Raw genomic sequence first — 26,548 nt, forward strand, 5'->3', positions numbered from 1 at the left:
TCGTGAACTCCGGATCTCGGTGGTACTCGAAGGAACAAGTGGCGAAGCCTGGGTGCGCTGTTCGGTGGCCGGACGTGAGGGGACGGGTGGAGCAGGGATGAGTCCGGTGACGATCAGGTCCGAGATCCGTCGACTGACCCGGTCGGGGGACTCCCGGGTGATCTGTCCGGTGACTGTGGAGTCCGTCGAGGAACTGACGCCGCAGTTCAGCCGGGTGGTGGTGCGCGGGGACGGGCTGGCGGCGTACCGGACGATCCGGCCGGCTGATGCGTTCAAGCTGATGATCCCGCCGGACGGGATCGGCAGTGTGCGGATGCCGAAGCTCGGACCGAACGGTGCTCCGGTGTGGGCGGCCGACCGGCCGCTGCCGTTGACGCGGGCGTTCACCGTGCGGTCGTTCGACCCGGTGACGCTGCGGCTGACGTTCGACGTGGCCGTGCACGGCGAGGGCCCGGCGATGACCTGGCTGGCCAACACGCGGCCCGGTGACACCCCGATCCTGTTCGGCACCCGGCGCGAGTTCTCCGCGGGCGACGGCGTCGCCAACCACCTGCTGATCGGCGACCCCACCTCGTTGCCGGCGATCGCGAGCATCGTCGAGTCGCTCGACGCGCCCGCGACCGTGTTCCTGCAGGTGGAGAGCGAAGCCGACCAGCGGTTGGTCCCCGGTGACGTCCAGTGGATCGTCGGCCCGCCCGGGATCGGCCCGGATTCCCCGCTGGAGAAGGCGGTTCGTTCCTACCCGCGGCTCAGCGGCCGGACCCAGGCCTGGCTCGCGGCCGAGGCGGGCGTCGTACGGTCGTTGCGTCAGTACCTGCTGAAGGACCTCGCCATCCAGCGCGACGACCTGCACACGGTGGCCTACTGGATCGCCGGCCAGACCGCCGAGGGCCGCGACGCCGAGCAGATGCGCTGGTACGCGAAGGCGAACGAAGAGGGCCTCGACACCACCGATCCCGCCGTGCTGCAGGGCCTCGAGTTCAGCTGAGTCGGTCGCCGGTAGGGTCGGTGCATGCTGATCCTGATCGGCCTCGCGCTGATCCTGGCCCTGACCGTTGCCACGGGCTACTTCGTCGCGCAGGAGTTCTCCTACGTGGCCGTGGACCGGAATCGTCTGCAGAGCCTGGCCGACGACGGGAACGCGGCCGCGGCCCGGGCCCTGAAGGTGACCGCGCGGCTGTCGTTCGTGCTGTCCGGCGCGCAGGTCGGGATCACCGTGACCGCCCTGCTGGCCGGGTACGTCGCCGAGCCGTACCTGGGTGAGGGTCTGCAGAAGATCTTCGGTTCGGCCGGGATGCCCGAGGGCGTCAGCCTGACCGTCTCGGTGATCCTCGCGCTGCTGCTGGCCACGGTGATCCAGATGGTGTTCGGCGAGCTGGCCCCGAAGAACCTGGCGATCGCCCGGGCCGAGGCGATCGCGCTGCGGCTGTCCCGGTCGACGCTGATGTACCTGACCGTCGCCGGGCCGGTCATCCACCTGTTCGACGCCACGTCGAACCGGATCCTCCGCCGGGTCGGCATCGAGCCGGTCGAGGAGCTGCCGCAGGGCGCGACCGCGCAGGACCTCGACCGGATCATCGCCACGTCGTACGAGCAGGGCCTGCTGGACCGGGACACCACCCGGCTGCTCGATCGTGGGCTCGACTTCCGCGGCCGGCTCGCGGGCGAGGTGATGGTGCCGCGGGTGGACGTGATCACCGTGCACGAGGACGATCCGCTGACCCGCGTGGTCGAGCTGCTGGACACCGGGCACAGCCGGTTCCCGGTGGTCGCGTCGTCGGTCGACGAGGTGGTCGGGGTGATCGCGATCGGTGACGTGGTCGAGGTGGAGCCAGGCGACCGGCATCACGTGACGACCGGGTCGCTCGCCGCGCCTCCCATCCTCGTACCGGACACGCTCGCGCTGCCCGCCGTACTGGAGCAGCTCCGGACGACGCACCGGCAGTTGGCGATCGTGGTGGACGAGTTCGGCGGGTTCGCCGGGGTGGTGACGCTGGAGGACATCGCCGAGGAGCTGGTCGGATCGATCCGGGACGAGGACGACCTGCCGGAGGGCGACCTGATCGACAACGGCGACGGGAGCTGGACGTTGCCGGCCCGCTGGCGGCTCGACGAGGTCGAGGAAGCGACCGGGATCTCACTGCCCGAGGACGAGGACTACGACACGGTGTCCGGACTGGTGATGGCGCGGCTCGGGCGGGTCCCGGTGGTCGGTGACGAGGTGGTGATCGCGTTGCCGCCGCGGTTCGACCACGACGGGCGGCAGGTGCCGTTGGAGCGCGCCCGAGTGACGGTGCAGACGGTACTGCGGCACGTCCCCGGCCGGATCGTCCTGGAGCGGCTGTCATGAGTACGACGGTGGCGCTGCTGATCTCACTGGTCCTGCTGGTCTGCAACGGGTTCTTCGTGGCGGCCGAGTTCGCGCTGGTCGCCTCGAAACGGCACCGGCTCGAACAGGCCGCGGCCGAAGGCAGCCGGTCCGCCCGCGCGGCGATCGCCGGGGTCAGCGAGTTGTCGCTGATGCTCGCGGGCGCGCAGCTCGGGATCACCCTGTGCACGCTGGGACTCGGCTCGCTGTCCGAGCCGGCCGTGGCGCACCTGCTGCATCCGCTCTTCGAGCTGGTCGGCCTGCCCGAGAACGTCGGGCACGTGATCGCGCTGATCATCGCCGTCGGCGGGATCGGCCTGCTGCACGTGCTGCTCGGCGAGATGGCGCCGAAGTCGTGGGCGATCAGCGATCCGGAGCGGTCGGCGCTGCTCCTGGCGCTGCCGTTCCGCGGGTTCACCTACGTGGTCCGGCCGCTGCTCGTGGTGCTCAACTGGATCGCGAACGTGTGCGTCCGGGCGGTCGGCGTGACGCCGCAGAACGAGATCGCCAACGCGCACGGACCCGACGAGCTGCGGCTGCTGATCGAGTCGTCCGGCGAGCACGGCACGCTGGAGGCCGCCGAGCACGATCTGCTGACGGCGATGCTCGCGCTGCAGAACACGACCGTCGCGCAGGTGATGACGCCGACGGCTCAGCTGGCGACGGTCCGGGCCGAGGCGTCGGCGCGTGAGGTCGAGCTGGCCAGCCGGGAGCAGGGCCGGTCGCGGCTCGCGGTGGTGTCGGTCGAGACCCGGACGCTGTGCGGGATCGTGCACGTCCGCGACGCGGCCCGGGCGACGACGAGTGGGGGCAGGACGCTGCACGCCTTCGACCTGATGACCGAGCCGTTGCAGCTGCCGGCGGTCACGCCCGTCGCGGCGGCGATCCGGGTGATGCGGGAGCGGCGGTCGCAGTTGGCCGTCGTACGGGAGGATGGGAAGCCGGTCGGTGTGGTCGCGCTCGAGGACCTGCTGGAGGAGGTGATCGGGGAGTTCGACGACGAGACCGACCCGATCATCACGGCCGCGCGGAACGTTCCGGAAGAATGATCGGGGCGCCGGTCGTCGGGTGCGGCCAGACCTCGACCTGGTGCTGGTAGACGTCGGTGACCAGTTCCGCGGTGAGGACCTCCGTGGGCTGCCCGTACGCCGCCAACCGGCCCTGGGACAGGACGGCGATGCGGTCGGCGTAACCGGCCGCGAGGTTGAGGTCGTGCAGGACGATCACGACGGCGTCCCCTTCCGCCGCGCGCCGGCGGGCGAGCTGGAGCACGTCTTCCTGGTGGTGCAGGTCGAGAGCGGCGGTCGGCTCGTCGAGCAGCAGCAGTTGCGTCTCCTGGGCGAGGGCCCGGGCCAGGGAGACGCGGGCGCGTTCGCCGCCGGACAGGGAGTTGAACACGCGGTCGGTGAAGGCCTGCGCGTCGGCGCGGTCGAGCGCCGTACGGATGGCTTCGTCGTCATGGTCGGCACGTTCGGTGCCGTCCCACGGTGAGCGGCCCATCGCGACGATCTGGCCGACCGGGAACGGGAACGAGATCGTTGCCTGCTGCAACATTACGGCGCGGCGCATGGCGGCCTCGACCGGCGACCAGTGCTTCAGCGGCTCGCCGTGCAGCTCGACGGTGCCGTGGTCGGGAGCGAGGTCGCCGCTCAGTACGCCGAGCAGCGTGGACTTGCCGGCGCCGTTCGGGCCGACCAGGGCGAGGACCTCGCCGGTGCGGACGGCCAGGGTGACGTCGTCGAGGACCTGGGTGCCGCCGAGCTGGACGGAGATGTCGTGGGCGGCGGCGATCGTCGTACTGGTGGGGATGCGGTCGGGCAGTCGGCGTTTCATCCCCAGCCTCCTTGCCGGGCGCGGGTGCGGCGGAGCAGCCAGAAGAAGAACGGCGCGCCGACCAGCGAGGTGATCATGCCGATCGGGAGGTCGGCGTTGCGGATCAGGGTGCGGGCCAGCAGGTCGGCGCAGATCACCAGGACGCCGCCGGCCAAAGCGCTTGCCGGGAGCAACAACCGGTGGCCGGGGCCGGCGACCATCCGGATCAGGTGCGGGACGACCAGGCCGACGAAGCCGATGATGCCGCTGAAGGCGACGCTCGCGCCGACCAGCAGCGCGACCACGACGATCGCGACGAGGCGGAGCTTCTCGACATCGACGCCGAGGTGGGCCGCGGAGCGGTCGCCCAGGGACAGCAGGTCGAGCCGCTTGGCGAGGACGAAGGCGGCGGCCAGGCCTGTGAACGTAAACGGCGCGACGGCTGAGACGGCCTGCCAGGTGGCGCCGTTCAGGCTGCCGAGCTGCCAGAAGACGAGCTGCTCGCGGGCGCTGGTGTCGGCGATGAAGGTGGCGAACGAGATCATCGTGAAGGCGAGGGAGTTGACCGCGATCCCGGTCAGGACGAGCGTGACGATCTCGGTACGACGGCCGGCGCGGGACAGGCTGTGGACGAGCAACGTCGTCGCCAGCCCGGTGGTGAAGGCCGCGGCCGCGATCGTCCAGTTGCCGAGCCAGGTCACGCCGGTGACGATCACCAGGCTCGCGCCGACCGCGGCGCCGGACGAGACGCCGACGAGCGAGGGCTCGGCGAGTGGGTTGCCGAAGACGCCTTGCATCAGGGCGCCCGCGGTCGCCAGGGACGCGCCGACGAGGACGGCCAGGGCGACCCGCGGGAAACGCACCTTCCACAAGGCGTTGTCGCCTTGCGGGTGGTGAGGCAGCGGGCCGAGGTCGAGCGGGAGCTTGAGGTGCAGCAGGCTCTCCAGGCCGCTGTCGATGCGGTGCATGACCGACCCGATGATTTCTGTTGGTGGGATCGGCAGCTGACCGACACCGGCAGCGACAACGGAGATGACGAGCAGAGCAATGGTCAGGCTGGTCAGCAGACCTGCGGACCGCAGACGTCTCACGGGGTGTAGACGGCCTTGGCCAGCGCCTCGACAGTGCGGCCGGTGCGGGGGCCGAAGCTGAGCAGCTCGGTGTCGTTCATGTCGACGATCCGGCGGTGCTGACCGGCCGGGGTCTGCGCGATACCGGGCAGTTTCAGCAGGCCGTCGACGCCCTTGAGCGACTTGAGGCCCTCGGTCATCACGATGATCAGGTCAGGCTGCGACCGGATCAGCGCCTCGCTGGTGAGCGGGACGAACGGTTTCGTCAGCCCGATGTCGGTGCCGGTGTCGACGCCGCCGATCGACTTGATCATCGCGTCGGCGCCCGAGCCCGGGCCACTCATCAGGTAGACGCCCGCGGAGCCCCGGACGTATAGGAACGTCATCCGCAGCGGCTTGGCGGCGGCAGGCGCGAGGCCGAGGGACTTCACGATCTCGTCCTGCGTACGCCGTACCAGCTGCTCGCCGCGCTCGGGCACGCCGAGGGCGCCGGCGACCGCGCGGATCTGGCTCGGGATGTTGTCCATCGTGCGCGCGTCGTCGAAGAAGACCACCGCGACGCCGGACGCGCGGAGCTGCTCGAGCACCTCGGGCGGCCCGATGCTCTTGTCGGTCAGGACGACGGTCGGGTCGAGCGCGAGGATCGCCTCGGCGTTCAGGTCGTGGGCCGACGGTGTGACCTTCGGCAGGCTCGCCGCCTCGGGGAAGCCGGTGGAGGTGTCGCGGCCGACGACCTTGTCGCCGAGGCCGAGGCTGAAGACGATCTCGGCGAGCGTGCCGTACAGGTCGACCGCGATGATTCGGCTCGCGTCCTTGACCTGGATTTGCTTGCCGTCGCAGGACTTCACGTCGACCGGGAGCTTCGGCGCTGCGCCTTCGACCGCGTGGATCGAGTGGTCGGCCATGGTGGCGGTGGAGGGGCCGGTCAGGGTGTGCGGGTCCTGCCCGCCGGAGGCGTTGGTTCCTTTAGGCAAGGGCTTGCCGTCGGCGTCGGTGCTGATCGCGAAGCCCTTGACCGCGGGGAGGCAGGCGTCGACCACACCCGGCGCCGCGACCTCTTGGGATGCCGCAGGGCCGGCGCACCCTGCGGTGATCAACAGAGCACAGGCCAGGAGGAGCTTCACGAGGCGACCGGCGGCTGGACGAGTTCGGCCAGGGACGCCAGGACCTCGACGTTGAAGCGGTAGGCGAGCAGCACTTCGTCCAGCACCTGGTCCTGCTCGCGAACGTCGAACGGAGTCTCGTCGAGCAGCGTCCGGTACCGGTCCTTGAAGGGCTTCACCGCCGGGATCTGCTCGAACGTGTAGAACCGCACGCCGTACTTGTCCAGCCCGTACGCCGACGCGACCAGCCGGCCGATCGCCTGACCGCCGGACAGGTCGCCGAGGTAGCGGACGTAGTGGTGCGCGATGAACCCGCCCGGCCAGGTCGCCAGTTCCTCCAGGCGCCCGGCGTACCGAAGGGTCGCCTCGGTCGGCTCGGGAATCGGTACGCCGGTCGACCGCAGGTAGGCGAGGTCGGCCTCGAGCGCCAGGCAGCGGTTGAGCTGCGGAAAGTGGAACGGGCCCGCGACCAGGTCGTCGGCCAGACCGGCGCCGACGCGTTCGAGGGCCTGGTAGATGACCGCGTGCTGCGCGACCAGGGCGGCGTACGCGCCGAGGTCGAGGCGGCCGGTGGTGAGTGCGTTCAGGTAGGTGCTCCCTTCGGCGTCTCGGTGCAGGCTGAGACTCCGTTCCCGGAGTCGCTGCGAGAACGGCGGCTGAGCGGTGGCCGTCGGGCCCGATGGTGAGGTCACGAGACTTAGGTTAACCTAAGTTAGGTGAGGCTTACCTATAAAAGTGTCGTTGGGTTTGTGGTCCTAGGGGTCGGGGGTCTGGTCTGGGGGAGCTCTGTCGCGTCCGCCGCGCCGGCCGCGACCGGGCCGCAGGGGCAGGTGGTCACCGTGTCGCGGAGCGTTGGGCTGGATCCGGCCGGGACCTCCGTCACCGTGCGTGGCCGGGGATTCGACCTGAACAAAGGGATCTACGTCGCGTTCTGTGTGAACAAGGGCCCAGGGCAACTGCCGTCGCCCTGCCTCGGTGGGGTGGACATGCAGGGCGCCTCCGGGACCTCGGCGTGGATCTCGTCCAACCCGCCGTCGTACGGCGAAGGGCTGGCGACGCCGTTCACGCAGAGTGGGGGCAAGGGGTCGTTCGAGGTCCGGCTGACCGTGAAGGCGAAGGACCAGTTCACCAACTGCCTGGACCGGAAGGTCGCGCCGAACGGGTGTGTGATCGGCACCCGCGCTGATCACACCCGGACCGCCGACCGTACGGCGGACGTGCTGATCCCGGTCACGTTCGCCGGTGCTTCGTCGTCGAAGCCGACGTCGACACCGACGCCGACCTCGTCTAAGTCCTCCACCGTCGTGAAGCCGTCCGGCGACGACCCGACCACGCCGGTCAAGCAGCAGCAGGGTGGCCCGCTGGCGAACACCGGCGGCACCACGATGACGCTGCTCGTCGCCGCCGCCGTACTGGCTGCTGTTGGTACCTCCACCATCGTCGCCACCCGCCGCCGCAAGGAGCCCACCGCATGACCGCCCGCCTGAGTCGACTACGAGGGTTGCTGGTTGCCCTTGCCTCGTTGGCAGTTGTTTCTGCTTCTGCACTTCCTGGTGTGGCTGCGCCTACTCCAACAGTCTTCGAGCCGAAGCTCGAGGTTTCCAAGACCACCGGGGTGACCGATGGCGAAGAACTCACTGTGCGCGGCTCCGGCTTCGACCCGGCGGCCAACCTCTCGACCCGCATCCCGGTGACGCCCGGTCAGCCTGCCGGTGTGTACGTCGTGTTCGGTTCGTTCGCCGAGAACTGGCGGCCGTCCGCCGGCGCCGACTCGACGACCCGGACCCTCATCGACACCAAGTGGGCGCTGCCGCAGGCCTCCTTCGACCAGGTCGGCACCGACTTCCCGAACCAGAAGCCCCGGCTGGTGCTGCTGAACGCCGACGGGACGTTCGAGGTGAAGGTGAAGGCGAAGATCGTCGCCGAGAACCCGCGCACCTACGGCGTCTACACCTACCCCGGCGGTTCGGCGATCAACGCCGCCCACGAGCTCGCCGTACCGGTGACGTTCGCCGGTGGCGGTGATCCCGAGCCGGAAGGGCCGCCGCTCAACACCCTCGACTGGGGGCTGAAGGCGTCGTTCCGGACCTACATCGAGGGTCCGATCGCGCACGGCTCGGTGACGATGCGCGAGCCGGCCACACGCAACCCCGATGGGACGTTCCGCTTCCCGGGCGGCGCCGGAACAGCCGAGCAGGTCGGCTTCACCGGTGGCGTCTACTTCAAGGGCCACGAGATGCAGGCCGGTAACCCGCTGCTCGAGATGACGGTCACGGACGTCCGGATCACCACCGCGGGCAGCACCGGCACGGTCATCGCGGACGTGGTCAGCAAGAGCCTGGAGACCGGCCGGCCGACGACCTACGACGACGTCGTACTCGCCGATGTCGACTTCAGTACGCACCCGGTCGTCGTCAAGGACGGCGTCGCCACGGCCATCGCCGCGCCGACCAAGCTCACCGAGGCCGGCGTCCCGGCGTTCGCGAACTTCTACACCGCCGGTACGGCGCTCGACCCGATCAGCTTCTCGGTCGAGCTGACGACCGCGCCGGTCTGGACGCCGAAGCTCGAGCTGTTCGGTGCCGACGGCAACCAGCTCGGCACCGTGCCCGCGGCCGGCGCGACCGTCACGGTCCGCGGTAGCGGCTACGACCCTGCCTCCAACCCATCCACCCGACCGCCGGTCACGCCGGGTCTGCCTGCCGGTGTGTACGTCGTGTTCGGCAGCTTCGACGAGGTCTGGCAGCCGTCCAAGAACGCGGCGCCGGGGACTCGGCGCGTGCTCGACCAGAAGTGGGCGTTGCCCGATGCGTCTCGGCCGGGCGCCGCCAACCCGGCGTACGTGACGCTGAAGCCGGACGGCACGTTCGAGACCACGCTGACCGTGAAGCCAGCCGACACGGCGACCGGCACGTACGGCGTCGCGACGTACGCGGCGGGTGGTGCGTTGCCGAACACGACGCAGGAGCTGCTGAAGGTCGTTGCGTTTGGCAACGTCGAGACGCCGGTGCTGACGGTGACGCCGGCCGTTGACCTCGCTGACGGGCAGGCCGTCGTCGTGAAGGGGAGCGGCTTCGCGCCGCAGCGCGCGCTGTACGTCGCGCAGACGCCGCAGGGCACGGTCGGCGAATCGAACCCGTCGCCGTTCTCAGGCGCGCAGCGCGTCGTGACCACCGCTGAGGGGACGTTCGAGGCGTCGGTCGAGACGGCGGTGACGTTCACCAACGAGGGCGCCGACGTCGACTGCCTCGCGGTCGCCTGTCACATCGCGAGCTTCAACTCGCCGCTGGCCTCGGACAACGAGGTCGTCGACCACCGTGGCGACCGGTCGCAGGACGTGTTCCAGAAGATCACCTTCAAGCCGGCCGGGCCGCAGCCGGTGCTGCCGGTCGTGACGAAGCAGCCCGTGGCCGTCTCGGTGGTTGCCGGCGGCACGGTCACGTTCACCGCGGCGGCCACCGGTACGCCGGTGCCGACCGTGCAGTGGGAGCGCAGTGCAGACGAGGGGAAGAGCTGGGCTCCGATCGCGTCGCCGTCCGCGGTGACCACGACGCTGGCTCTTGCGGGGATGGTCGCGGGGGACAGCGGGGATCGCTTCAGGGCGGTCTTCAGCAACGAGGCGGGGTCGGCGACGTCGTCGGCGGCCGCGCTGACAGTCACGGGGGCTGTCGATCCCGCGGTGAAGGTGTCGCCGGATGCGGTGGCGCCGGGCGCGGAGTTGCTGATCGAGGGGACCGGGTTCCCGGCGGGTGCTCGCGTGACCGCCGTCGTCGACGCGGAGTCGACGCCTGGGGTGCCGGAGTTCACGTTCAAGAACGCGAACGGGCAGTCGGTCGTGGTCGGTGGAGCCGGGCTGAAGGTTGCCGACGGCAAGTTGGTGGTCGCGGAGGGGGCGAAGGTCTCGGCGCGGATCACCGGGCTGGCCAACAGCAAGGCGAACACGGCGACGGCGCCGAGCGGGTTCTACCTGCTGACGGCGGTCGACAACGGTGCCGGCAAGCAGGCGTCGCCGGCGATCGGTGGCGCGGACATGACGGGGGCGTCGGGCACGTCGCAGTGGATCACGAACTTCCCGTACGCAGGGTCGGAGGAATTGGTCGTCCCGATCGGGTCCGACCTGGTGGCTCGGACGTCGGTCGAGGTGAAGTCTTCGGACGAGCACACCAAGTGCGCGGAAGCGCCGAACGGGTGTGTGCTGTACCTGCGGGCCGATCACCGGGCCACGGGGAATCGGACGTTCGATGTGAGGATCCCGCTGACCTTCGCGGCGGCTGATCGACAGGCTGCCAGCTCGGTGGGTGAGCAGGTTGCCGCGGCGGACGGGAGTGTGACCATCCGGTGGACGGTGCCGATGGCGTTTGCCTCAGGCAAGCACATCGTCACCTTGTCGGCCGGCGACGGCGTTGTCGCCTCCGCCGACTTCTCGGTGAAGGGGGCGGGCACGCCGAGCCCGACACCCACACCCACGCCGACTGCGACGCCGTCGCCGACTCCGACCAGTAGTCAGTCGTCCGAGCCGCCGGTGACTGACACTCCGACGAAGCCCACCGGTGCGTCGCTGGCAAGTACAGGCGGGGCGACGTTCTGGGTGCCCGTGGTGGGTGGCGTGCTGCTGCTTGCCGGTGGTGCTCTCGTACTGGTGGCTCGACGGAAGAAGGCCCAGGCATGACCGAACCGTTCACCCCCGAGATCGTGTCCGCCGTCCTGCGGCACATGAACGAGGACCACGCGGACGACTCGCTGCAGATCGTCCGCGCCCTCGGCGGCCACCCGGATGCCGTCAGCGTGCAGTTGGCCACGATCGATCCGGCCGGAGCCGTCTTCGCGGTCACCGTCGAGACCGGCGGCGTCGTACGGGTACAGCTGCCGTGGTCGGAACAGATCGTCGAGCGACCGCAGTTCCGGCACGAGTTTGCCCGGATGCAGCGGGAGGCAGCCGAGGCCTAGCCAGCAGCTCGGGTCAGGAAACGGTGGCTTCGTCAGGCGGGTGGGTTCCGGAGTGGTCGACCAGGAGTGTGTATCCGTGGGGGGTGGTCCATTCGAGTGTGTCGGCATCCAGGCGGCGGACCTTCCAGTTGCCGTGCGTCTTGAGCCTGTGGCTGTATCGCCGCAGCGGTACCAGATTGCTGGTGGAGGTCTGCCCCGGTGGACCAGTGGGATCGAAGGCCGTGACGTGGTCCAGATCGGTGCTGTTCGTGGTGGTCGCGACGCCGAAAGGGAACTGTTCTACTGGGTAGCGCAGTTTGACGTGTTGCCTGATCCGGTCAGGTATTTCGTAGGCGTCGACACTGAGGGTGTCGTTGAGGTCGATCACCGGCCGGACGATGATCTGGTCGTGTCCGAGAACCTCTGCCAGGCGCGAGGTGAGCACCGGCCCATACCCCTCGACCCGGACCACCCCTTCACCGGTGGCGAGGGTCTGCTCGGCCACATGCACGTACAACACCGTCCGAGCACGCGGCAGCCTCGGCGATCTGGGCGGCGTGGACCCGTCGGCCCGGTCCGTGCTATCGGTCCAGTCGGCGCTGCCGGTGCTGTCGCGAAGGCTGGCCAGGGTCCCGGTCAGCGACGCCAGTGACACCTGGCCGCCACCCTGACCCCGCTCGTCCACCGAACCAGGCTCAGCGGCAGGCACCGGCGGGGTCACTGCCGCAGCGCCTGTGCTGGTGGAGGTTGTGGTGGTGGCGAGGAGCTGCTGGGACACGGTGAGGAGTTTGCAGGCCAGTTCGGGGTCGGCCAAAACACCTACGGCCCGGGCCCGGCGCTGGTCCACAGTCCCGGTGTCTCCCTGGGCGGCGAGCGCTTCGGCGATCTGGGTGATGGTCGCGTCCAGGCGGATCACCTCACCGGTGGCCGCGCGAATGAACAGCGTGGTCGTGCCGTGCTCATCACTGCGCCCGGCCCACACACCACGCTCGCGGGCCTTCGCCTCGGCTTCGGCACGAGCCTGGTCGGGGTCGGCCTGCCACGACGCCGCCTTGACGATGTTGGCCAGCCGCAGCGGGGTCACGGAGTCCACGATCGAGAAGACGCGATGGTCCACGATCGAGGCAGCCTCCAGCGACAGTCCGGCAGAGGCGGTCGCGATCGTGCAGGCCTTCCACGCCGCCGCGTGCCCGGACTGCACCTGTGCCCAGGTCAGCGGCAGCCGGTGCCGCAACGCCAGCGCCTGCCCCAGGTACCTGGCCGCCGCGCCCGCCGAGCGATCGGTGACTACCCCGAACTCCGCCGGCGCGAAATCACCGATCCCAGGACATCCCGGCCCGCCGTACACCTTGGACTGCTCGGAGCCGGGAATCGACTCAGCTGCCGGGATCGAGTCAGGACCAGGACACAGGTCCGCGTAATGAACAGCAAGCCCGAGCAACTCGGCCTCTGCCGCGAGCTTCACGGCGTGCACCCGCGCCACTGCGGCCAGCGTCTCGGCCACATCCAGCTCGGCGACATCAATGGCGAACATGTGTTCGATAATACGTCGCAGGTGAGGCGCCGGCAACCTCAAGAAACCGGACTTTCACCTTGTCCACAAGGGGAAACGTCACATCCAGCTGCACCTGAAAAGCTGATAAACCAACCCGGACGGTCGCACCCTCTCGAACCACCGGATCCTGGTCGCCACCAGTCATCCACAGACCGCAGCACCTTCACCTCGGACCCCCTCGTCCCCCTCGGCTCCGACGTCCTATGTTGTTCGGTGAAGGTCTGGCTCGGGGCGCCTGTGCTCGGCGTACCGGCCACTCCGTCAACCGGCTGTCCCACCGTTGGACAAGGAGAACGCCGTGCCCATCAGTCGACTCGGTCTGGTCGTGCACCTGGGCCGTCCGCTGGCTGTCCAGGCGGCCGACGTGGTCCGCGCCTGGTGCAAGGACAACGACATCGGCTGCACCGACATCGACGTGTGGAAGCAGCACGAGGACCGCCGCGGCGGGATGGACGAGCTGCACCACGCGGGCAACCCGGACCTGGTCGTCACGCTCGGTGGTGACGGGACGTTCCTGCGCGGTGCCCGGATCGCGGCGAAGAACGATGCCGCGGTGCTCGGCGTGGATCTCGGGAAGGTCGGGTTCCTGACCGAGGTGGCGTGCAGCGACGTCGAGGCGGCGCTGGAGGCGGTGCACCGCGACGAGGCCACGATCGAGAAGCGGATGACGCTGACCATGCGCGCGTCGCGGGCGCTCGAGATCCCGTCCGGGATCGACGCGTTGCTGCGGTACGGGCACGGCCCGGCGTTGCCGCCGCCCGCCGTACGGCCTGAGGTGGATGCGAACGGGTGGGGTGTCGCGCTGGATGTCACGGCGCTGAACGACGTCGTACTGGAGAAGCTGGCGCGGGATCACCAGGTGGCGCTCGGGGTGTACCTGTCCGGGCGGCTGCTGGCGTCGTACTCGGCGGATGCGGTGATCGTCGCGACGCCGACGGGCAGTACGGCGTACAGCTTCGCCGCTGGTGGACCGATCCTGTCGCCGAACACGGAGGCGATCGTGTTCACGCCGGTCGCGCCGCACATGACCTTCAACCGCAGTGTCATCGCCGCCCCGGACGAACCGATCGGGCTGCGCGTACTGCCGCACTCCGGCCAGGCCGCGGTCAGCATCGACGGGCAGCTCCGCGGTGTACTCGATCCGGGCGACTGGATCGGCGTGTACGGCTCGACCCGTCCGCTGCGGCTGGTGCGCCTGCGGCCCACCGACTTCTACGGCCGGCTGCGCGACCGCTTCCGCCTCACCGACGCCCCTGCCACCGGCATCGACGGCGAGTCCGACGCGGTCTGGGTCCCCAGTGGCGCGGAGGTTCCCGCCGACATGGCCCACCTTCGCCTCCCCCCGACCACCCCGGAACCCGAACTGCCGCCGGGCGTGGCCTGCGAGGTCCCCGAGGACGACCAGACCAGCTGATGGGGTTGTCTGGTCGGGCGGGCAGGTAGGGTTCTTCCTCATGCGGAACGTGGTGATTCTGGCCGGTGGGTCGGGGACTCGGTTGTGGCCGTTGTCCCGGGCGGACAAGCCCAAGCAGGTGCTGCCGTTGGCGGCGGGGAACTCGTTGCTGCGAGTGGCGTACGACCGGCTGACCGGTTTGGTCGACCCGGCGAACATCTACGTCTGCACCGTGGCGGCGCACACCGACCTGGTGCGGGAAGAGCTTCCCGAGCTGGGCGAGAACAACATCATCGGCGAGCCGGTCGGGCGCGACACCGCGAACGCGGTGGGGCTCGCGTCGGCGGTGGTGGCGCGCAACGACCCTGACGCCGTACTGGCGATCGTCGGGTCGGACCACCTGATCACGCCCGAGGACGAGTTCCGCACGGCGATCGAGGCCGGGTTCGAGCTGGTCGAGCAGCGGCCGCGGTCGCTGGTGACGTTCGGCATCGAGCCGACCCACCCGCACACCGGGCTCGGGTACGTCGAACGCGGCGACGCGATCGACGGGACGGCGGCGTACGTGGTCGACCGGTTCCGCGAGAAGCCGGACCGCGCGACCGCCGAGGAGTACCTGGCCACCGGGCGGTTCTGGTGGAACTCCGGCATGTTCGTCTGGCGCGCCGAGACCGTGCTCAGCGTGCTCGACGCGCTGCTGCCCGAGTCGGCCGCGCAGCTACGGCAGGTCGCCTCCGTCTGGGACACCCCCGAGCGGGACGCGACACTGGCGCAGATCTACCCGGAGCTGCGCAAGATCTCGGTCGACTACGCGGTGATGGAGCCGGCCTCGCAGGGCAAGGTCGACGCCGACGTGGTGGTCGTCCCGATGCCCGTGCACTGGCTCGACGTCGGCTCCTGGGCCGCCCTGGCCGGCACCTACGAGGTCGATGCCAAGGGCAACCGTCACGACGGCTCGGCGCTCAGCTGCCTGCTCGACTCCAACGACAACGTGATCGTCACCGACGACCCCGGCCACCTGATCGCCGCCGTCGGCCTGCGCGGCCACATCATCGTCCACACCCACGACGTCACCATGGTCTGCCCCCTGGCCGACGGCGAACGCGTCAAGGACCTGGTAGCCCAGGTCCAGTCCGACCACGCCGAACGCTACGTCTGAGCCCGTACGCCGTACAGCAGGAGAATGTCATCGATCCTGTCGGGATCGTGCGCTCCGGCAAGCAGTTCCGAATTAGCAGCCAAACCAACCGGTCCAGGCGTTGTTCCGCAATTGGTTGCAGAACTGGCCACCGGTGGTAGTCCCGCCCACAAGGTTGACGAAAGACGGATTTGGAGCCCAAGGTATGTGGATGCCTTGAGTGAGATTGGCGCCGCCGAGGCTTTTCCAACCTGAGGCGGAGATCGTGACGCCGGTCCGCCAGTTCATCGTATGCACCGCGTTCCACGCCGATCCGCCCGGGGCGATCACGAACGTGTGCTGGCGCTGGACATCACCGTTTCGCCAGTATACGTTCGTGTGGCCTGTACCACATTTGCCGGAGCCTGCGTAAGGGCCCGAGTAGATGGTGTAGGTTGCCTGGCCACTTGCGCATCTCGGGTAATAAGGCAGTTCGGACCTGTAGTAAACGGTCCAGCCCGCCGTGGTCGCTGAGCTTGGCGTGACTCCAATCGCAGATATGAGCAGTGCTGCGATGCCTGCCTCGACAAATTTCTTGAGGGCGTATTTCATCACGTGTGTCTCCCTTGAATCGACGGGATTGAGTGTAGACCCGGCCACGCACCCATAGATGGCTCCAGCGCAAAGTTGCACGAATCTGCAAATCATCAAAGGCACCAAAGACAAGACGCCCAGGCGCAGCGTGAGAGCCCTTCGTAGATCAGTCCAGGTCAGCCGCCGTTGGGCTCCTGGGCGTCCAGGGCGGGGTACTTGTCCATGAACTGGGTCAGGGCTTCGCCGGAGACCGAGGCGCAGAACTGGCGGTGGCCGAGGGCTGTGGTCTGGCCCTGGGCGTTGCCGCTCCAGTGCGAGAAGGCGACCTGCTTGCCTTCCGGCCAGGCGGCACCGTCGGTCTCCTTGAAGGGAGCCGCGATGAACTTGCCGAGCGAGGAGTCGGGCAGCTTCGCCTTCGAGATCTGCTCGATCTGGTCGATCTGGTCTTGGGGGAGGGTGTCGCGGTACCACAGGATCGTGTAGCCGTGCTCGAGGTTGTGGACCAGGTTGGGCACCGGCGGGCGGTCGTTGGTGGTGTAGAACTTCTTGCCGAACGGTGCCCACGTCGCGTAGTGAGGGCCGGACGAGGGCGGCGACACCGGGTACATGATGGGCTTGCCGTCCGGCTCGTGGATCTGCGTACCGCTCGCCTTGTCGTCGACGACTTTGTCGCACGAGGCGCCGGAGGCGGCGGTGCCGAAGGAGGACAGGGCCTGGTCGCGGGTCCGGGAGTCCTGGATCAGCTTGATCGCCGGGTAGGCGATGATCGCCAGGCCGACCACGATCGAGGCCGCGACGATGAGCAGGGTGCGGCGCTTGTCGGACCGGGCCTGGTCCCGCTGCATCTTCTCTACCATCTCGCGGCGCGACTGCTTCTGCGACGACGCTTTACCCACAGTGATTGGTCTTCCGATCCGGGCGGTCCAGCGCCGCCGTGCGGATGCAGTGTACGCAGCCAGCCTGAGAGGTTGCCTAGAAAACTAGTCCGACCGTGAGCCGAACGTGACCGTGGCCTCACTACCCGAACCGGTCCGGACGGCGACGCCGTAGCCCTCGGCGTGCAGGAGAACGGCCAGTCTCTCGGCGATGAGGCCGACCGCGACCTGGTTCTCGCCGAAGACGACGACGGAACTCTCGAGCACCTCCAGGTGCACGTCCACGTCGTCCGCGAGCAGCCCGTCCCACAGCGCCGGGTCCACCTCGCGCGGCCCGCCAGGAGGCGTCCGCTCCAGTACGGCGGCCCGCGCGGCCTCCCGCGTCCCGAGGCTGAACATGTCGTTCTCCGCGTCGCGCACCAGCGCCCGCGCCCCCGGCCCGTCCTCGCCGATCGCCAGTACGACGTCCGATAGCCCCCGCAGTACGGCGACCGGCACGCCGTCGGCCTTGCCCTTCACCAGCTCACCCGCCGACGCGATCTCGTCGGCCACGGCCGGCTCCGTGACGGCCAGCACGTTCCCGTGCGAGTCCGTCGAACCGCGCAGATCCTCCACCACCCGTACGCCGGCCGCCCCGATCGCCAGGTCGGTCTGACCGACCCGCCAGGGCCGCCCGAGCGTGTCCGTGACCACGACGCCCACGTTCACGTCGTACCGGGCCTTCAGCGCGGCGCGCAGCTCACGGGCCGACAGATCGGGGTCGACCGGCAGCAGCAGCACCGTCCCCGGCGCCGTGTTCGACGTGTCGGTCCCCGCGGCGGCCATCACCAGCCCGTGCCGGGTCTGCACGATCCGGGTCTCTCCACGTTGCGCGACGACCCGCACCAGCTCGGCGTCCACGGCCTCGGTGCGGGTCGAGTGCGTCAGGCGTCCCTCGGCCTTGCTGACGATCTTCGACGTCACCGCGAGCACGTCGCCGTCCCGCAGGTCGGCCGCCTCGCCGATCAGTCCGGCCAGGTCGTCCCCGGCCGCGATCTCCGGCAGTCCGGTGACCGCGAAGATCTCCAGGTGCTTCCTCATCGCCGTACTGCCTCCGCCAGGCTCAGGGCCGCGTCGGCCATCGCCGCGGTCTTGGTCTCGTCCGTCATCCACAACGGCACCGCCTGGGCGTGAATTCCGGCCCCGGCGATCGAGTCGAGCTGGGCGGCGTCGGAGGTGTCGATCAGCCAGCCGTCGATCACGCCGTCGCGGGCGCGGGCGCCGTAGTACCGAGCGACGGCGGACGCGGTCGACTCGACGCCGACGGCCGCCAGCACCTTGTCGGCCATCCCACGGACCGGACCGGTGCCGATGATCGGCGAGAGCCCGATCACCGGGGCCGGGGTGTCCCGGACCGCCTCGCGGATCCCGGGGACGCCGAGGATCGTGCCGATCGAGACCACCGGGTTCGACGGCGGCAGGATCAGCACGTCGCAGCTCGCGATGGCCTCCAGTACGCCGGGCGCGGGCTTGGCCTTCTCCGAGCCGACCGGGACGATCTGGTGCGCGGGCACCTCGGCGTGCAGGCGGACCCAGTACTCCTGGAAGTGGATCGCCTTCTTCGCCCCGGGACTGTCCGGGGCGTCGATCACGACGTGGGTCTCGACCCGGTCGTCACTCATCGGCAGCAGGCGCACGGGCAGCTTCCACCGGGCGCACAGCGCCTCGGTGACCGCGCTCAGCCCGTACCCGGCGTCCAGCATCTGGGTCCGGACCAGGTGGGTCGCCACGTCCCGGTCGCCCAGGCCGAACCAGGCCGGCTCCACGCCGTACGCCGCGAGCTCCTCCTTGATCACCCAGGTCTCGTCCTCACGTCCCCAGCCGCGCTCCTTGGAGATCCCGTCGCCGAGGGTGTACATCACCGTGTCCAGGTCCGGGCAGACCCGCAGGCCGAACAGCGTGATGTCGTCCGCGGTGTTCCCGATCACCGTGATGTCGGCGTCCGGGCGGGCCTTCAGCAGGCCGCGCAGGAAGGTGGATCCGCCGATGCCACCGGCCAGCACTGTCAATCGCATGGGAAGAGTCTGCACGAGTCGTCAATCGGACGAGCCACCGCACGACTATGCTGCCATGCGTCTGAAACTGTTTCCGAAGTGTGTTATCCGTCAGATGCCTTGAATAACGCACGGCCCCCAACATCCCGAGGAGCCCTCGTGGTCACCGACGCAACCAAGAAGCTCAGAGAGCCGGTCGCGTACATCCTTCTCGCCTTCGCAGGGCTGGTCGCCCTGGCCTCGCTGCTCCAGCTGTTCGTCGGCGGGGCCGGGTTCACCGCCTCCGCCAGCGGGGTACGCAACGTCCTCACCCCGCTCGAGCTGTCCGGACTGCTGCTCGCCGCGGCGCCCGCCGTCGCGGTGTGGCTGGTGGCGGAAGCGGGTGAGCGCACCCAGAACGCCCGGACCGTCGCGCTGGCCGCGCTGATCGTCGTCGGCCTGGCCACGCTGGTCCTGCTGATCACGGTCTTCGCCGTGTTCGGTTCGTCGAGCGACGTCGGCCCGAAGATCGCCGGCTTCCTGGTCGGCCTCGGTGGGCTGGCCCTGTACGGCGCCTCCGGCTACTACATCCTCAACACCTTCCAGACGCTGCCCGCCCCGGTGCGCGTCCCGAAGCCGGCCCAGCAGGGCCAGTTCGCCGGCCAGGGCCAGGGCCAGTACGGCGGCCAGTACGGCGCTCAGCAGGGTGGCCAGCAGGGCAACCAGTACGGCGGCCAGCAGGGCCAGCAGTACGGCGCCTACGGCAACCAGTACGACCAGGGCCAGGGCCAGCCGCAGTACGGCCAGTACGGCGCGGGCGCCGCGGCCGGTGCGGCCGCGGGTGCTGCCGGTGGTTACGCGGCTGCTCAGGGCGACCAGCAGTGGCCGCAGGAGCAGCAGCAGTGGGGTGGCGCCGAGGCCGGCCAGCAGCAGCAAGCCTGGTCCGCCGGTGACGACCAGCAGCAGGGCGACCAGCAGGCCTGGTCCGCCGCCGAGGCGCAGGGCGTCGAGCCGACCCAGCAGTGGAGCCCCGAGGGCCAGCAGCAGTGGGGCGGCGCTGACGCGCAGGGCCAGCAGTGGCCGCAGGAGCAGCAGCAGTGGGGCGGTGACGCCGGCCAGCAGCAGTGGGGTGGCGCCGACGCCGCGCAGTACGGCCAGCCGGGTCAGCCCGAGTGGCAGGGCCAGGAGGCGGCCCAGCACCAGGTCGGTCAGCAGGAGGCCGGTCAGCACGACGCAGGCCAGCACGAGGCCGGTCAGCACGACGCCGGTCTGCACGAGGCTGCCGCTCACGACGTAGCCGAGCAGCCGCAGCACGAGGCCGGTCAGGCCGCGGGCGAGCAGGGCTGGTCGGACCAGAACTGGCAGCAGGGTGGCCAGACCTGGCAGGGCGAGGAGGCCGCACCGGCCGCCGCGCCGCAGGCCCAGCCGGACGCCGACGCGGCCGACGAAACCCGCGTGGATCCGCGGGTTTCCGACGCGCAGGCCGACGACCCGAAGGACGACGACCAGCCGCAGCAGCCGGGCGGTCAGGGTCAGGCCGGCCAGCAGGGCTGGTGGTCGCAGCCGTCCTGATCGACGGCCCGGCCGGGCGGACAACGCATTCCCGCGCGGCCGGATCGTACCGGTCCTGGATCGGTTTTCGGTGGTTGACACCGCAGTGAAGAGTCCGAGAGGCCTGTGCACACAGGCCTCTCGTTCTTTTGCAGCCGTGTTGCGGATACCGCCAATAGCAGACCACGGCTTGACTTTCGTGGATTGCAGGAATGTAATTTCAACCGTGTCGTTCGTTGGACACTCGGTATCGGGGACCGTTGCAGAGCGCAGGACGGACGAGGTCAGGCATGTGGAACCGCAAACTTCACATGTACAGGGGAACGAACAGGGTCGAGGAGGTCGTACCGTGACAGAGACGCTGATGGCGATTGTCGACGGTGAGGCGATCGAGGAGGAGCCGAACTGGCAGGAACGGGCGCTGTGCGCCCAGACCGACCCAGAGGCTTTCTTCCCGGAGAAAGGCGGATCCACTCGCGAGGCGAAGAAGGTCTGCCTCGGGTGCGACGTCCGGGGCGAGTGCCTCGAGTACGCACTGCAGAACGACGAGCGCTTCGGAATCTGGGGCGGGCTGTCGGAGCGGGAACGCCGCAAGCTGAAGAAGAAGGCCGTCTAGAGACCTAGGCACCTACGGACCGACGGGCGTGGTGCCCTGCCACCCCGCCGTCGACCGCCGGTCAGTAGCAAAACAACCGAACAAGACTTCCGCGTGAGGCCCCGGCCGGACTCTGTCCACCGGGGCCCGCGGCTGTGTAGGAGGCCCTTCGCACTTCGCGTAAGGTGAGTCCTCGCCGTGACCTCCGGGCCGTGGCAGGCCGATCCTTCCCCTTGAGGTGCAGCGCTCCTGATGGAACCCGAAGCTCCGGCCGGCTGGGACTTCTTCGACGCCGTCGACTTCCCGACCGGACTCACCCACGACCCGATGGGTCGCGCGCCGGTCCGGCACGTCGTCACCGCCGTCGTGGTCGGGCACGAGGGCGCCGCCTGGCTGCCCCGCCTGACCGAGGCGCTGTGGGCGATGGCCCGCCGGCCCGACCGGCTGATCGCGATCGACACCGGTTCCACCGACGACACCGCCCAGCTGCTGGCCGAGATGCCCGGCGTCGAGCCGGTGGTCAGCCTGTCCGCCCGCACCGGTTTCGGTACGGCGGTCACCCGCGGCCTGGAAACGGTCGGTTTCGCGCCGATCCCGTCCGCGGTCGGCCCGTACGGCGACGACGGCCACACCCCGGTCGTCGAGTGGCTCTGGCTGCTGCACGACGACTGCGCGCCGGCCCCCAAGGCGCTCGAACAATTGTTGCTCCAGGCCACTATGTCGCCGGAGACCGGGATCTGGGGACCCAAGCTGCGGCTCTGGCCGCGCGACCGCGAACTGCTCGAGGTCGGCGTCACCACGTCGCTCGGCGGCCGTCGCGACACCGGTATCGAGGCCGGTGAGCTGGACCAGGGCCAGCACGACCAGCCGCGGCAGGTGCTCTCGGTGAGCTCGGCCGGCATGCTGGTCCGCCGCGACGTCTGGCAGACGCTGCACGGTTTCGACCCGCGACTGCCGATGTTCCGCGACGACCTCGACTTCGGCTGGCGGGCCAGTCGGGCCGGCTTCCGCGTCGGTGTCGCGCCGGACGCGGTCATCTACCACGCACAGGCCGCCGCGACCGGCGAGCGCGCACTGGCCGGCACCCGCCGGCACGCGTACCAGCTGGACCGCGCGCACGCCTATTACACCGTCTTGGCCAACGCGCCGGGCAAGCTGCTGCCGCTGCTGATCCTGCGCTTCCTGATCGGTACGGTCGTCCGCTCGGCCTGGTTCCTGATCGGCAAGACGCCGTCCGGCGCGGTCGACGAGTGGACCGCCCTGCTCGGCACGGTGCTGGCCGGCGGCTGGACCCAGGCCCGCAAGGATCGTCGCCGCCTCGACAAGGTCCCGTACGACGACTTCAAGGGCCTGTTCTCCCGGTCCGTGCACGCTCTGCGGCACAACTTGGAGGAGACCGGAAGCACGATCACCGAGCGGCTGCGCGAGGCCTGGGCCGACGAACCCGAGGAGCAGGCGCCGACCTCGGCCCGCCGGGCCAAGAGCACGGCCCGGGTCGCGGTCGACCAGCCGCGCTGGCGCCGGCAGCTGATCCGCCGGCCGTTCCTGGTCGCGTGGGTCGTGCTCGCGATCGGCGCGATCGTCGCCTCCCGCGGCCTGATCGGCGGCGGTGTGCTCCGCTCCAACCTGATGCTTCCCCCGCACGAGAGTCTCGCGTCCCTGTGGCACGCGGCCGCCGCCGCACCGGACGGCGTCACGCCGCCGGCCTGGCTGGCGCAGTTCTGGGCGCTGTCGACGGTCACCTTCGGCCCGTCCGGCGCGACGAACGTGCTGCTGCTCGGAGCGATCCCGCTGGCCGCCCTGGCGGCCTGGGCGTTGCTGCGGGCGTTCGTGGTCGACCGGGTCGCCAGGGCGTGGGGCGCTTCGGCGTACGGGCTGGCGGTGTTCACGAACGGCGCGATCTCGCAGGGCCGGATCGGGACCGTGGTGGCCGCGATCGTGCTGCCGCTGCTCGGCGCGGCCGTGCACACGGTCGCGCGGCGTCGGCGCGTGGTCATCCAGGGCAGCTGGCGCGCCGCGTGGTTCGCCGGGATCTGCCAGGCCGTCCTGTTCGCCTTCACTCCGGCGCTTGGTCTGCTGGTCGGCATCGCGCTGGCCGCCGGAGCCGTGCTCGGGCTGGGCTGGCGCCGGCAGGGTCGGCAGTTGGTGTTCTCGGTGGTGCTCGGTCTGCTGCTGGTGCTGCCCTGGTCCATCCAGCTGGTGCTGCACCCGTCACGCCTCGGCCAAGAGGCCGGAGGCCCGCCGACCGCGGGAGTCGGCCCGGGCGACAGCCTGGCCAACCTCCTCACCGGTACGCCGGTCGGCGCACCCGCGCCCTGGTGGTTCGCCGTACCGCTCATCCTGGTGGCTCTGCTGGCGCTGACCCGCGAGACCCGCCAGCGGTACGAGCTGGTCGGCTGGTTCGCCGCACTGGCCGGACTGGCCGGGACTCTGATCGCCAGCCGGCTCGGCGGCGGCAGCGGTCCGCTGATGTTCCTCATGACGGCCGGCTGGATCATGACCGTCACCGTCGCCTGGGACTCGGTCGGCAAGTCGTCCGACCTGATCGCCCGCGGCGTGCTGGGTGTGGTGCTGGTGGCCTCGGTCGTGACGGCCGGCTTCTGGCTCGTCCGGGGTGACGACGGGCCGCTGTGGCGTGGACCGGCGCAGGACCTCCCGGCGTACCTGGTCTCCTCGCAAGGTCCACCGCAGAACGCGTCGATCCTGGTCGTGCGCAAGGACCCGACCAGCGCGACCCGGTTCTCGCTGGTCCGGGAGGGCGGGCCGCGGATGGGCGCGCTCGAGGCGGCCCCGAAACCCGAGCAGACCAAGCCGATCACGGACGTGCTGTCCGCGCTCGGCGGCGGTGGCACGGGTGAGGAAGGGCGGCAGCTCGCCGCGCTCGCCGTCGACTACGTGTACCTGCCGGCGCCCGTCGACCCGACCCTGATGTCCACGCTGGACTCGCTGCCCGGCCTGACCAGGGCCAGCGCCGCCGACAACGACGCGTCCTGGCTCGTCGACCGGACCAAGATCGAGGGCAAGACCCCGGTCGAGTCCACGGTCCGGAGCCTGTGGCGGGTGCTCGGGATCATCGCCTGGCTGATCGCCCTGATCTTCTGCCTGCCGAGCGCCCGGCGGACCGTCGCCGTACCGCACGGCACCCACGCCCGGAGGAGCTCGTGAACCGCCACCACGCGCTCGTCGCTCACGCCCGGAGGAGCTCGTGACCGGCCTGCTGTCCGACCTCAAGTTCCGGATCGGCGCGTGCGTGCTCGCGCTGGCCCTGGCCGGCGGCGTCGGCGTGGTGACCAAGCCCAAGGCGGCCACCACCCGCGCCGAGGGCGTCGAGGAGCCCGCCCGGACGGTCGTCAACCGGACGGCTCTGGCCTGCCCGGTGCTGGGCGCCGGCGTCAAGACGCAGAGCCTGGTCAGCGCGGTCGCTCCGACGCTTCCGGAAGACACCCCGACCGCGTCCGGTGACGAGGCGCCGCTGTCGATCGCCCCGCTGGACACGACCGCGAACCCGGTCGGCTCGGTGCTCGCCCGCGGCCGGATCGCCACCACGGCACCGACCAGCAAGCTCGCGACCCTCGGCATCCAGGGCACCGGCCCGCTCGCGGCCGGTACGGCGGCGACCGTCACGACGACCGCGCCCGAGGGCGTGAACCGCGGCATGGCCAGCGCTCCGTGCGTCGTACCGGGGTCGGACTTCTGGTTCGTCGGTGCCTCCGGGGCGACCGGCCGGCGCGACGTCCTGGTCCTGACCAACCTGGACAGCATCAACGCCGAGGTCGACGTCACCCTGTACGGGCCCGCCGGGCAGCTGGACGCGCCGAACGCGCGCGGCGTCGTCGTCCCGGCGCGGGGCACCACCGAGATCTACCTCGGCCAGGTCGCGGCGGGTCAGCGCGATCTGGCGCTGCACGTCGAGTCGACCGGCGGCCGGGTCGCTCCCGCCGTCCGCGACAACGCGACGAACGGCAAGATCCCGGCCGGTGTGGACTGGCTGAACCAGTCGGCCACCCCGGCGGAGAAGGTCGTCGTACCGGCGATCGCGCCGGGGGGCGGCGTCCGGATCCTGACGGTCGCGAACCCGACCGACCTGCAGGCCACGGCGAACCTCACCGTCAACGGGCCGAACGGGCCGTTCAAGCCCGCCGGGCTGTCGACGATGCAGATCCCGGCCGGGTCGGTGAAGGTGATCCGGCTGGAGAAGGTGCTGCACGGCGACGCGTCCGCGGTGACGATCACGTCCGACCAGCCGGTGACGGCGTCGGCGCGGGTGACCGACTCGACCGTCCGGGAGTTCGCGTCGATCGGCGCGACCGAGCCGCTGCGCGGCCCGGCGTACCTGGTCATCCCGGCGCACAAGCAGCCGGCCGTGCTGCAGGTGACCGCGCCGGGGGAGACGGCCGGGGTCAAGTTCGAGCTGCGGGACGCGGCGAACAAGATGGTCCAGGCACGGTCGGTGGATCTGGTGGGTGGCGCGACGACGCTGATCACGTTCAAGCCGCAGGCCAGGCCGACGTACCTGATGGTCGAGCAGTTGCGCGGGGACATCGTCGCCGGTGTGACGCTGATGCCGCCGGCCAAGCCGGACGAGGACGACGTGCCGCAGGTCGCCGTCTGGCCGCTGACGACCTCACTGGTCTTCCGCGCTCAGCTGGGCGCCCAGCCCGACGTCGGCGCCGCGCTGAAGTAAGTCAGTCCTCTTCGGCGTCGAAGTCCGGGTCGATCTGCTCCGGCGACAACGCCAGTACGTCGGCCAGCTCGAGCACCAGCGCCGAGCGGACCAGCCAGGCGAGTCCGGCGCCGGAGCGTTCGGCGCGGAGCTCGATCGGGCGGCGGAAGACGACGATCCGGTACGGCTCGTGCGAGGTACCGCCGGTGGAGTGGGTGAGCGGGATCTCGCCCGCGTGGGCGTCCAGGTTCGGCACGTCCTCGATCGCGAACTCGACCCGGGCCACCACCTGCGGCAGCCGTTTCTCCAGCCGGGTCACCTCGATCGCGACCACCTCGTCGAACTGCGCGGCGGTCGAGCGCTGCAGCGGCAGTCCGCGCGGCGCGAAGCTGCTCGGCCGGCTGATCGGCCCGAGCATGCCCCGGCCGTGCCGGTCGATGTGTCTGCGATGACGGCGAGCCTCGGTCACGCGCTCAGCCTAGTGGGGGTAACGTCTGGTCGTGAGCATCGCCAGGATCTGTTCGCGCGCCGCCTGTCACCGGCCGGCGGTGTCGACGCTCACGTACGTGTACGCCGACTCCACCTGCGTCCTCGGCCCGCTGGCCACCTACGCCGAACCCCACTGCTACGACCTCTGCGCCGACCACGCCGACCGGCTGACCGCGCCGAACGGCTGGGAAGTGATCCGGCTCGCTCCGGATCCCGCCGCGGCGGGTCCCTCGTCCGACGACCTCGAAGCGCTGGCGAACGCCGTACGGGAAGCCGCCCGGCCGTTGCCGCCGCGCGACACCGGCCGCCCCGGCTCGACCACCCCCGGCGCGCCGGTCGAGGTCGCCCGGCGTGGGCACCTCCGGATGCTCCAAGACCCGAGCAACACGCACAACCAGGGCAACACCGAACAGGGCTGACCCCCG

Annotated in this window: 23 protein-coding genes; 13 read left to right on the top strand and 10 right to left on the bottom strand. The window is 70.2% G+C overall.

Going from position 1 to position 26,548, the window contains the following annotated elements; genetic code table 11:
- The first annotated feature begins 106 nt into the window (after positions 1-106).
- The 3 genes from HDA39_RS38745 to HDA39_RS38755 are packed head-to-tail and all read left to right on the top strand — an operon-like array spanning position 107 to position 3,417.
- Positions 107-988 carry an SIP domain-containing protein gene (locus tag HDA39_RS38745; RefSeq protein WP_184803884.1) on the top strand — a complete coding sequence of 294 codons (882 nt, stop codon included), beginning with the start codon at positions 107-109 and terminating at the stop codon, positions 986-988.
- A gap of 24 nt (positions 989-1,012) precedes the next feature.
- The gene (locus HDA39_RS38750) at positions 1,013-2,350 is read left to right on the top strand and encodes a hemolysin family protein (RefSeq protein WP_184803887.1); all 1,338 of its coding nucleotides are present in this window, start codon (positions 1,013-1,015) and stop codon (positions 2,348-2,350) included.
- Positions 2,347-3,417, top strand: a complete 1,071-nt coding sequence (locus tag HDA39_RS38755; protein ID WP_184803890.1) for a hemolysin family protein — start codon at positions 2,347-2,349, stop codon at positions 3,415-3,417. Before HDA39_RS38750 ends, HDA39_RS38755 begins: the two co-directional genes overlap by 4 nt.
- Here the strand turns inward: HDA39_RS38755 and HDA39_RS38760 are convergent.
- From HDA39_RS38760 to HDA39_RS38775, 4 genes are read right to left on the bottom strand one after another with little or no spacing between them, the layout of a single operon-like run.
- On the bottom strand, positions 3,386-4,201 hold the full coding sequence (locus HDA39_RS38760; protein WP_184803893.1) for a heme ABC transporter ATP-binding protein: 816 nt from the start codon (positions 4,199-4,201) through the stop codon (positions 3,386-3,388). The genes HDA39_RS38755 and HDA39_RS38760 overlap by 32 nt on opposite strands.
- Entirely contained in the window at positions 4,198-5,271 is a 1,074-nt protein-coding gene (locus HDA39_RS38765) for an iron chelate uptake ABC transporter family permease subunit (protein ID WP_184803896.1), read from the bottom strand. Before HDA39_RS38765 ends, HDA39_RS38760 begins: the two co-directional genes overlap by 4 nt.
- Complete coding sequence (locus HDA39_RS38770) at positions 5,268-6,374, bottom strand: heme/hemin ABC transporter substrate-binding protein (protein WP_337926073.1); 1,107 nt, start codon at positions 6,372-6,374, stop codon at positions 5,268-5,270. Before HDA39_RS38770 ends, HDA39_RS38765 begins: the two co-directional genes overlap by 4 nt.
- Entirely contained in the window at positions 6,371-7,045 is a 675-nt protein-coding gene (locus tag HDA39_RS38775; RefSeq protein ID WP_184803899.1) for a biliverdin-producing heme oxygenase, read from the bottom strand. Before HDA39_RS38775 ends, HDA39_RS38770 begins: the two co-directional genes overlap by 4 nt.
- 147 nt (positions 7,046-7,192) lie before the next feature.
- On the opposite strand from HDA39_RS38775, the gene HDA39_RS43550 reads away from it, so the two are divergent.
- The 3 genes from HDA39_RS43550 to HDA39_RS38790 all read left to right on the top strand — a co-directional run bounded on the left by HDA39_RS43550 (position 7,193) and on the right by HDA39_RS38790 (position 11,300).
- Positions 7,193-7,828 carry an LPXTG cell wall anchor domain-containing protein gene (locus HDA39_RS43550; RefSeq protein WP_184803902.1) on the top strand — a complete coding sequence of 212 codons (636 nt, stop codon included), beginning with the start codon at positions 7,193-7,195 and terminating at the stop codon, positions 7,826-7,828.
- An 80-nt stretch (positions 7,829-7,908) separates the two neighbouring features.
- A complete protein-coding gene (locus HDA39_RS38785; RefSeq protein ID WP_184803905.1) occupies positions 7,909-11,022 on the top strand; it encodes an HtaA domain-containing protein in 3,114 nt (1,037 codons plus the stop codon).
- Positions 11,019-11,300, top strand: a complete 282-nt coding sequence (locus HDA39_RS38790; protein ID WP_184803909.1) for a DUF2470 domain-containing protein — start codon at positions 11,019-11,021, stop codon at positions 11,298-11,300. The genes HDA39_RS38785 and HDA39_RS38790 overlap by 4 nt, the downstream gene beginning before the upstream one ends.
- Positions 11,301-11,313: 13 nt before the next feature.
- On the opposite strand, the gene HDA39_RS38795 is transcribed toward HDA39_RS38790, so the two are convergent.
- Positions 11,314-12,813, bottom strand: coding sequence for a DUF222 domain-containing protein (locus HDA39_RS38795; RefSeq protein ID WP_184803911.1), 1,500 nt, complete (start codon positions 12,811-12,813; stop codon positions 11,314-11,316).
- Positions 12,814-13,132: 319 nt separating this feature from the next.
- On the opposite strand from HDA39_RS38795, the gene HDA39_RS38800 reads away from it, so the two are divergent.
- Positions 13,133-14,248: an NAD(+)/NADH kinase gene (locus tag HDA39_RS38800; protein WP_184803914.1), complete on the top strand. Its 1,116-nt coding sequence runs from the start codon at positions 13,133-13,135 to the stop codon at positions 14,246-14,248.
- A 40-nt stretch (positions 14,249-14,288) separates the two neighbouring features.
- On the top strand, positions 14,289-15,386 hold the full coding sequence (locus HDA39_RS38805) for a mannose-1-phosphate guanylyltransferase (protein WP_184803917.1): 1,098 nt from the start codon (positions 14,289-14,291) through the stop codon (positions 15,384-15,386).
- Positions 15,387-15,458: 72 nt separating this feature from the next.
- Here the strand turns inward: HDA39_RS38805 and HDA39_RS38810 are convergent, their stop codons facing one another.
- The 4 genes from HDA39_RS38810 to cofD all read right to left on the bottom strand — a co-directional run bounded on the left by HDA39_RS38810 (position 15,459) and on the right by cofD (position 18,867).
- Positions 15,459-15,959 carry a hypothetical protein gene (locus HDA39_RS38810; RefSeq protein WP_184803920.1) on the bottom strand — a complete coding sequence of 167 codons (501 nt, stop codon included), beginning with the start codon at positions 15,957-15,959 and terminating at the stop codon, positions 15,459-15,461.
- A gap of 155 nt (positions 15,960-16,114) precedes the next feature.
- On the bottom strand, positions 16,115-16,783 hold the full coding sequence (locus tag HDA39_RS38815) for a DUF3105 domain-containing protein (protein ID WP_238356264.1): 669 nt from the start codon (positions 16,781-16,783) through the stop codon (positions 16,115-16,117).
- A 135-nt stretch (positions 16,784-16,918) separates the two neighbouring features.
- Positions 16,919-17,893: a coenzyme F420-0:L-glutamate ligase gene (locus HDA39_RS38820; protein WP_184803926.1), complete on the bottom strand. Its 975-nt coding sequence runs from the start codon at positions 17,891-17,893 to the stop codon at positions 16,919-16,921.
- Positions 17,890-18,867: a 2-phospho-L-lactate transferase gene (gene cofD, locus HDA39_RS38825; protein WP_184803929.1), complete on the bottom strand. Its 978-nt coding sequence runs from the start codon at positions 18,865-18,867 to the stop codon at positions 17,890-17,892. The genes HDA39_RS38820 and cofD overlap by 4 nt, the downstream gene beginning before the upstream one ends.
- Before the next feature lie 138 nt (positions 18,868-19,005).
- Here cofD and HDA39_RS38830 point away from each other — a divergent pair, with 138 nt between their 5' ends.
- The 4 genes from HDA39_RS38830 to HDA39_RS38845 all read left to right on the top strand — a co-directional run bounded on the left by HDA39_RS38830 (position 19,006) and on the right by HDA39_RS38845 (position 25,655).
- Complete coding sequence (locus HDA39_RS38830; RefSeq protein WP_184803932.1) at positions 19,006-20,397, top strand: hypothetical protein; 1,392 nt, start codon at positions 19,006-19,008, stop codon at positions 20,395-20,397.
- 343 nt (positions 20,398-20,740) lie between these two features.
- The gene (locus HDA39_RS38835) at positions 20,741-20,992 is read left to right on the top strand and encodes a WhiB family transcriptional regulator (protein ID WP_020389877.1); all 252 of its coding nucleotides are present in this window, start codon (positions 20,741-20,743) and stop codon (positions 20,990-20,992) included.
- 231 nt (positions 20,993-21,223) lie between these two features.
- Positions 21,224-24,136 (top strand): glycosyltransferase family 2 protein, encoded by a 2,913-nt coding sequence (locus HDA39_RS38840; RefSeq protein ID WP_184803935.1) that lies wholly within the window; start codon positions 21,224-21,226, stop codon positions 24,134-24,136.
- 40 nt (positions 24,137-24,176) lie between these two features.
- Positions 24,177-25,655 carry a DUF5719 family protein gene (locus HDA39_RS38845; protein WP_184803937.1) on the top strand — a complete coding sequence of 493 codons (1,479 nt, stop codon included), beginning with the start codon at positions 24,177-24,179 and terminating at the stop codon, positions 25,653-25,655.
- A gap of 1 nt (position 25,656) precedes the next feature.
- Here the strand turns inward: HDA39_RS38845 and HDA39_RS38850 are convergent, their stop codons facing one another.
- Positions 25,657-26,103, bottom strand: coding sequence for a metallopeptidase family protein (locus HDA39_RS38850; RefSeq protein WP_337926074.1), 447 nt, complete (start codon positions 26,101-26,103; stop codon positions 25,657-25,659).
- Positions 26,104-26,134: 31 nt separating this feature from the next.
- On the opposite strand from HDA39_RS38850, the gene HDA39_RS38855 reads away from it, so the two are divergent.
- Positions 26,135-26,542 (top strand): DUF3499 family protein, encoded by a 408-nt coding sequence (locus tag HDA39_RS38855; protein ID WP_184803940.1) that lies wholly within the window; start codon positions 26,135-26,137, stop codon positions 26,540-26,542.
- Positions 26,543-26,548: the final 6 nt, after the last annotated feature.

Origin of the sequence: Kribbella italica, assembly GCF_014205135.1 — a bacterium.
Lineage (GTDB): Bacteria > Actinomycetota > Actinomycetes > Propionibacteriales > Kribbellaceae > Kribbella > Kribbella italica.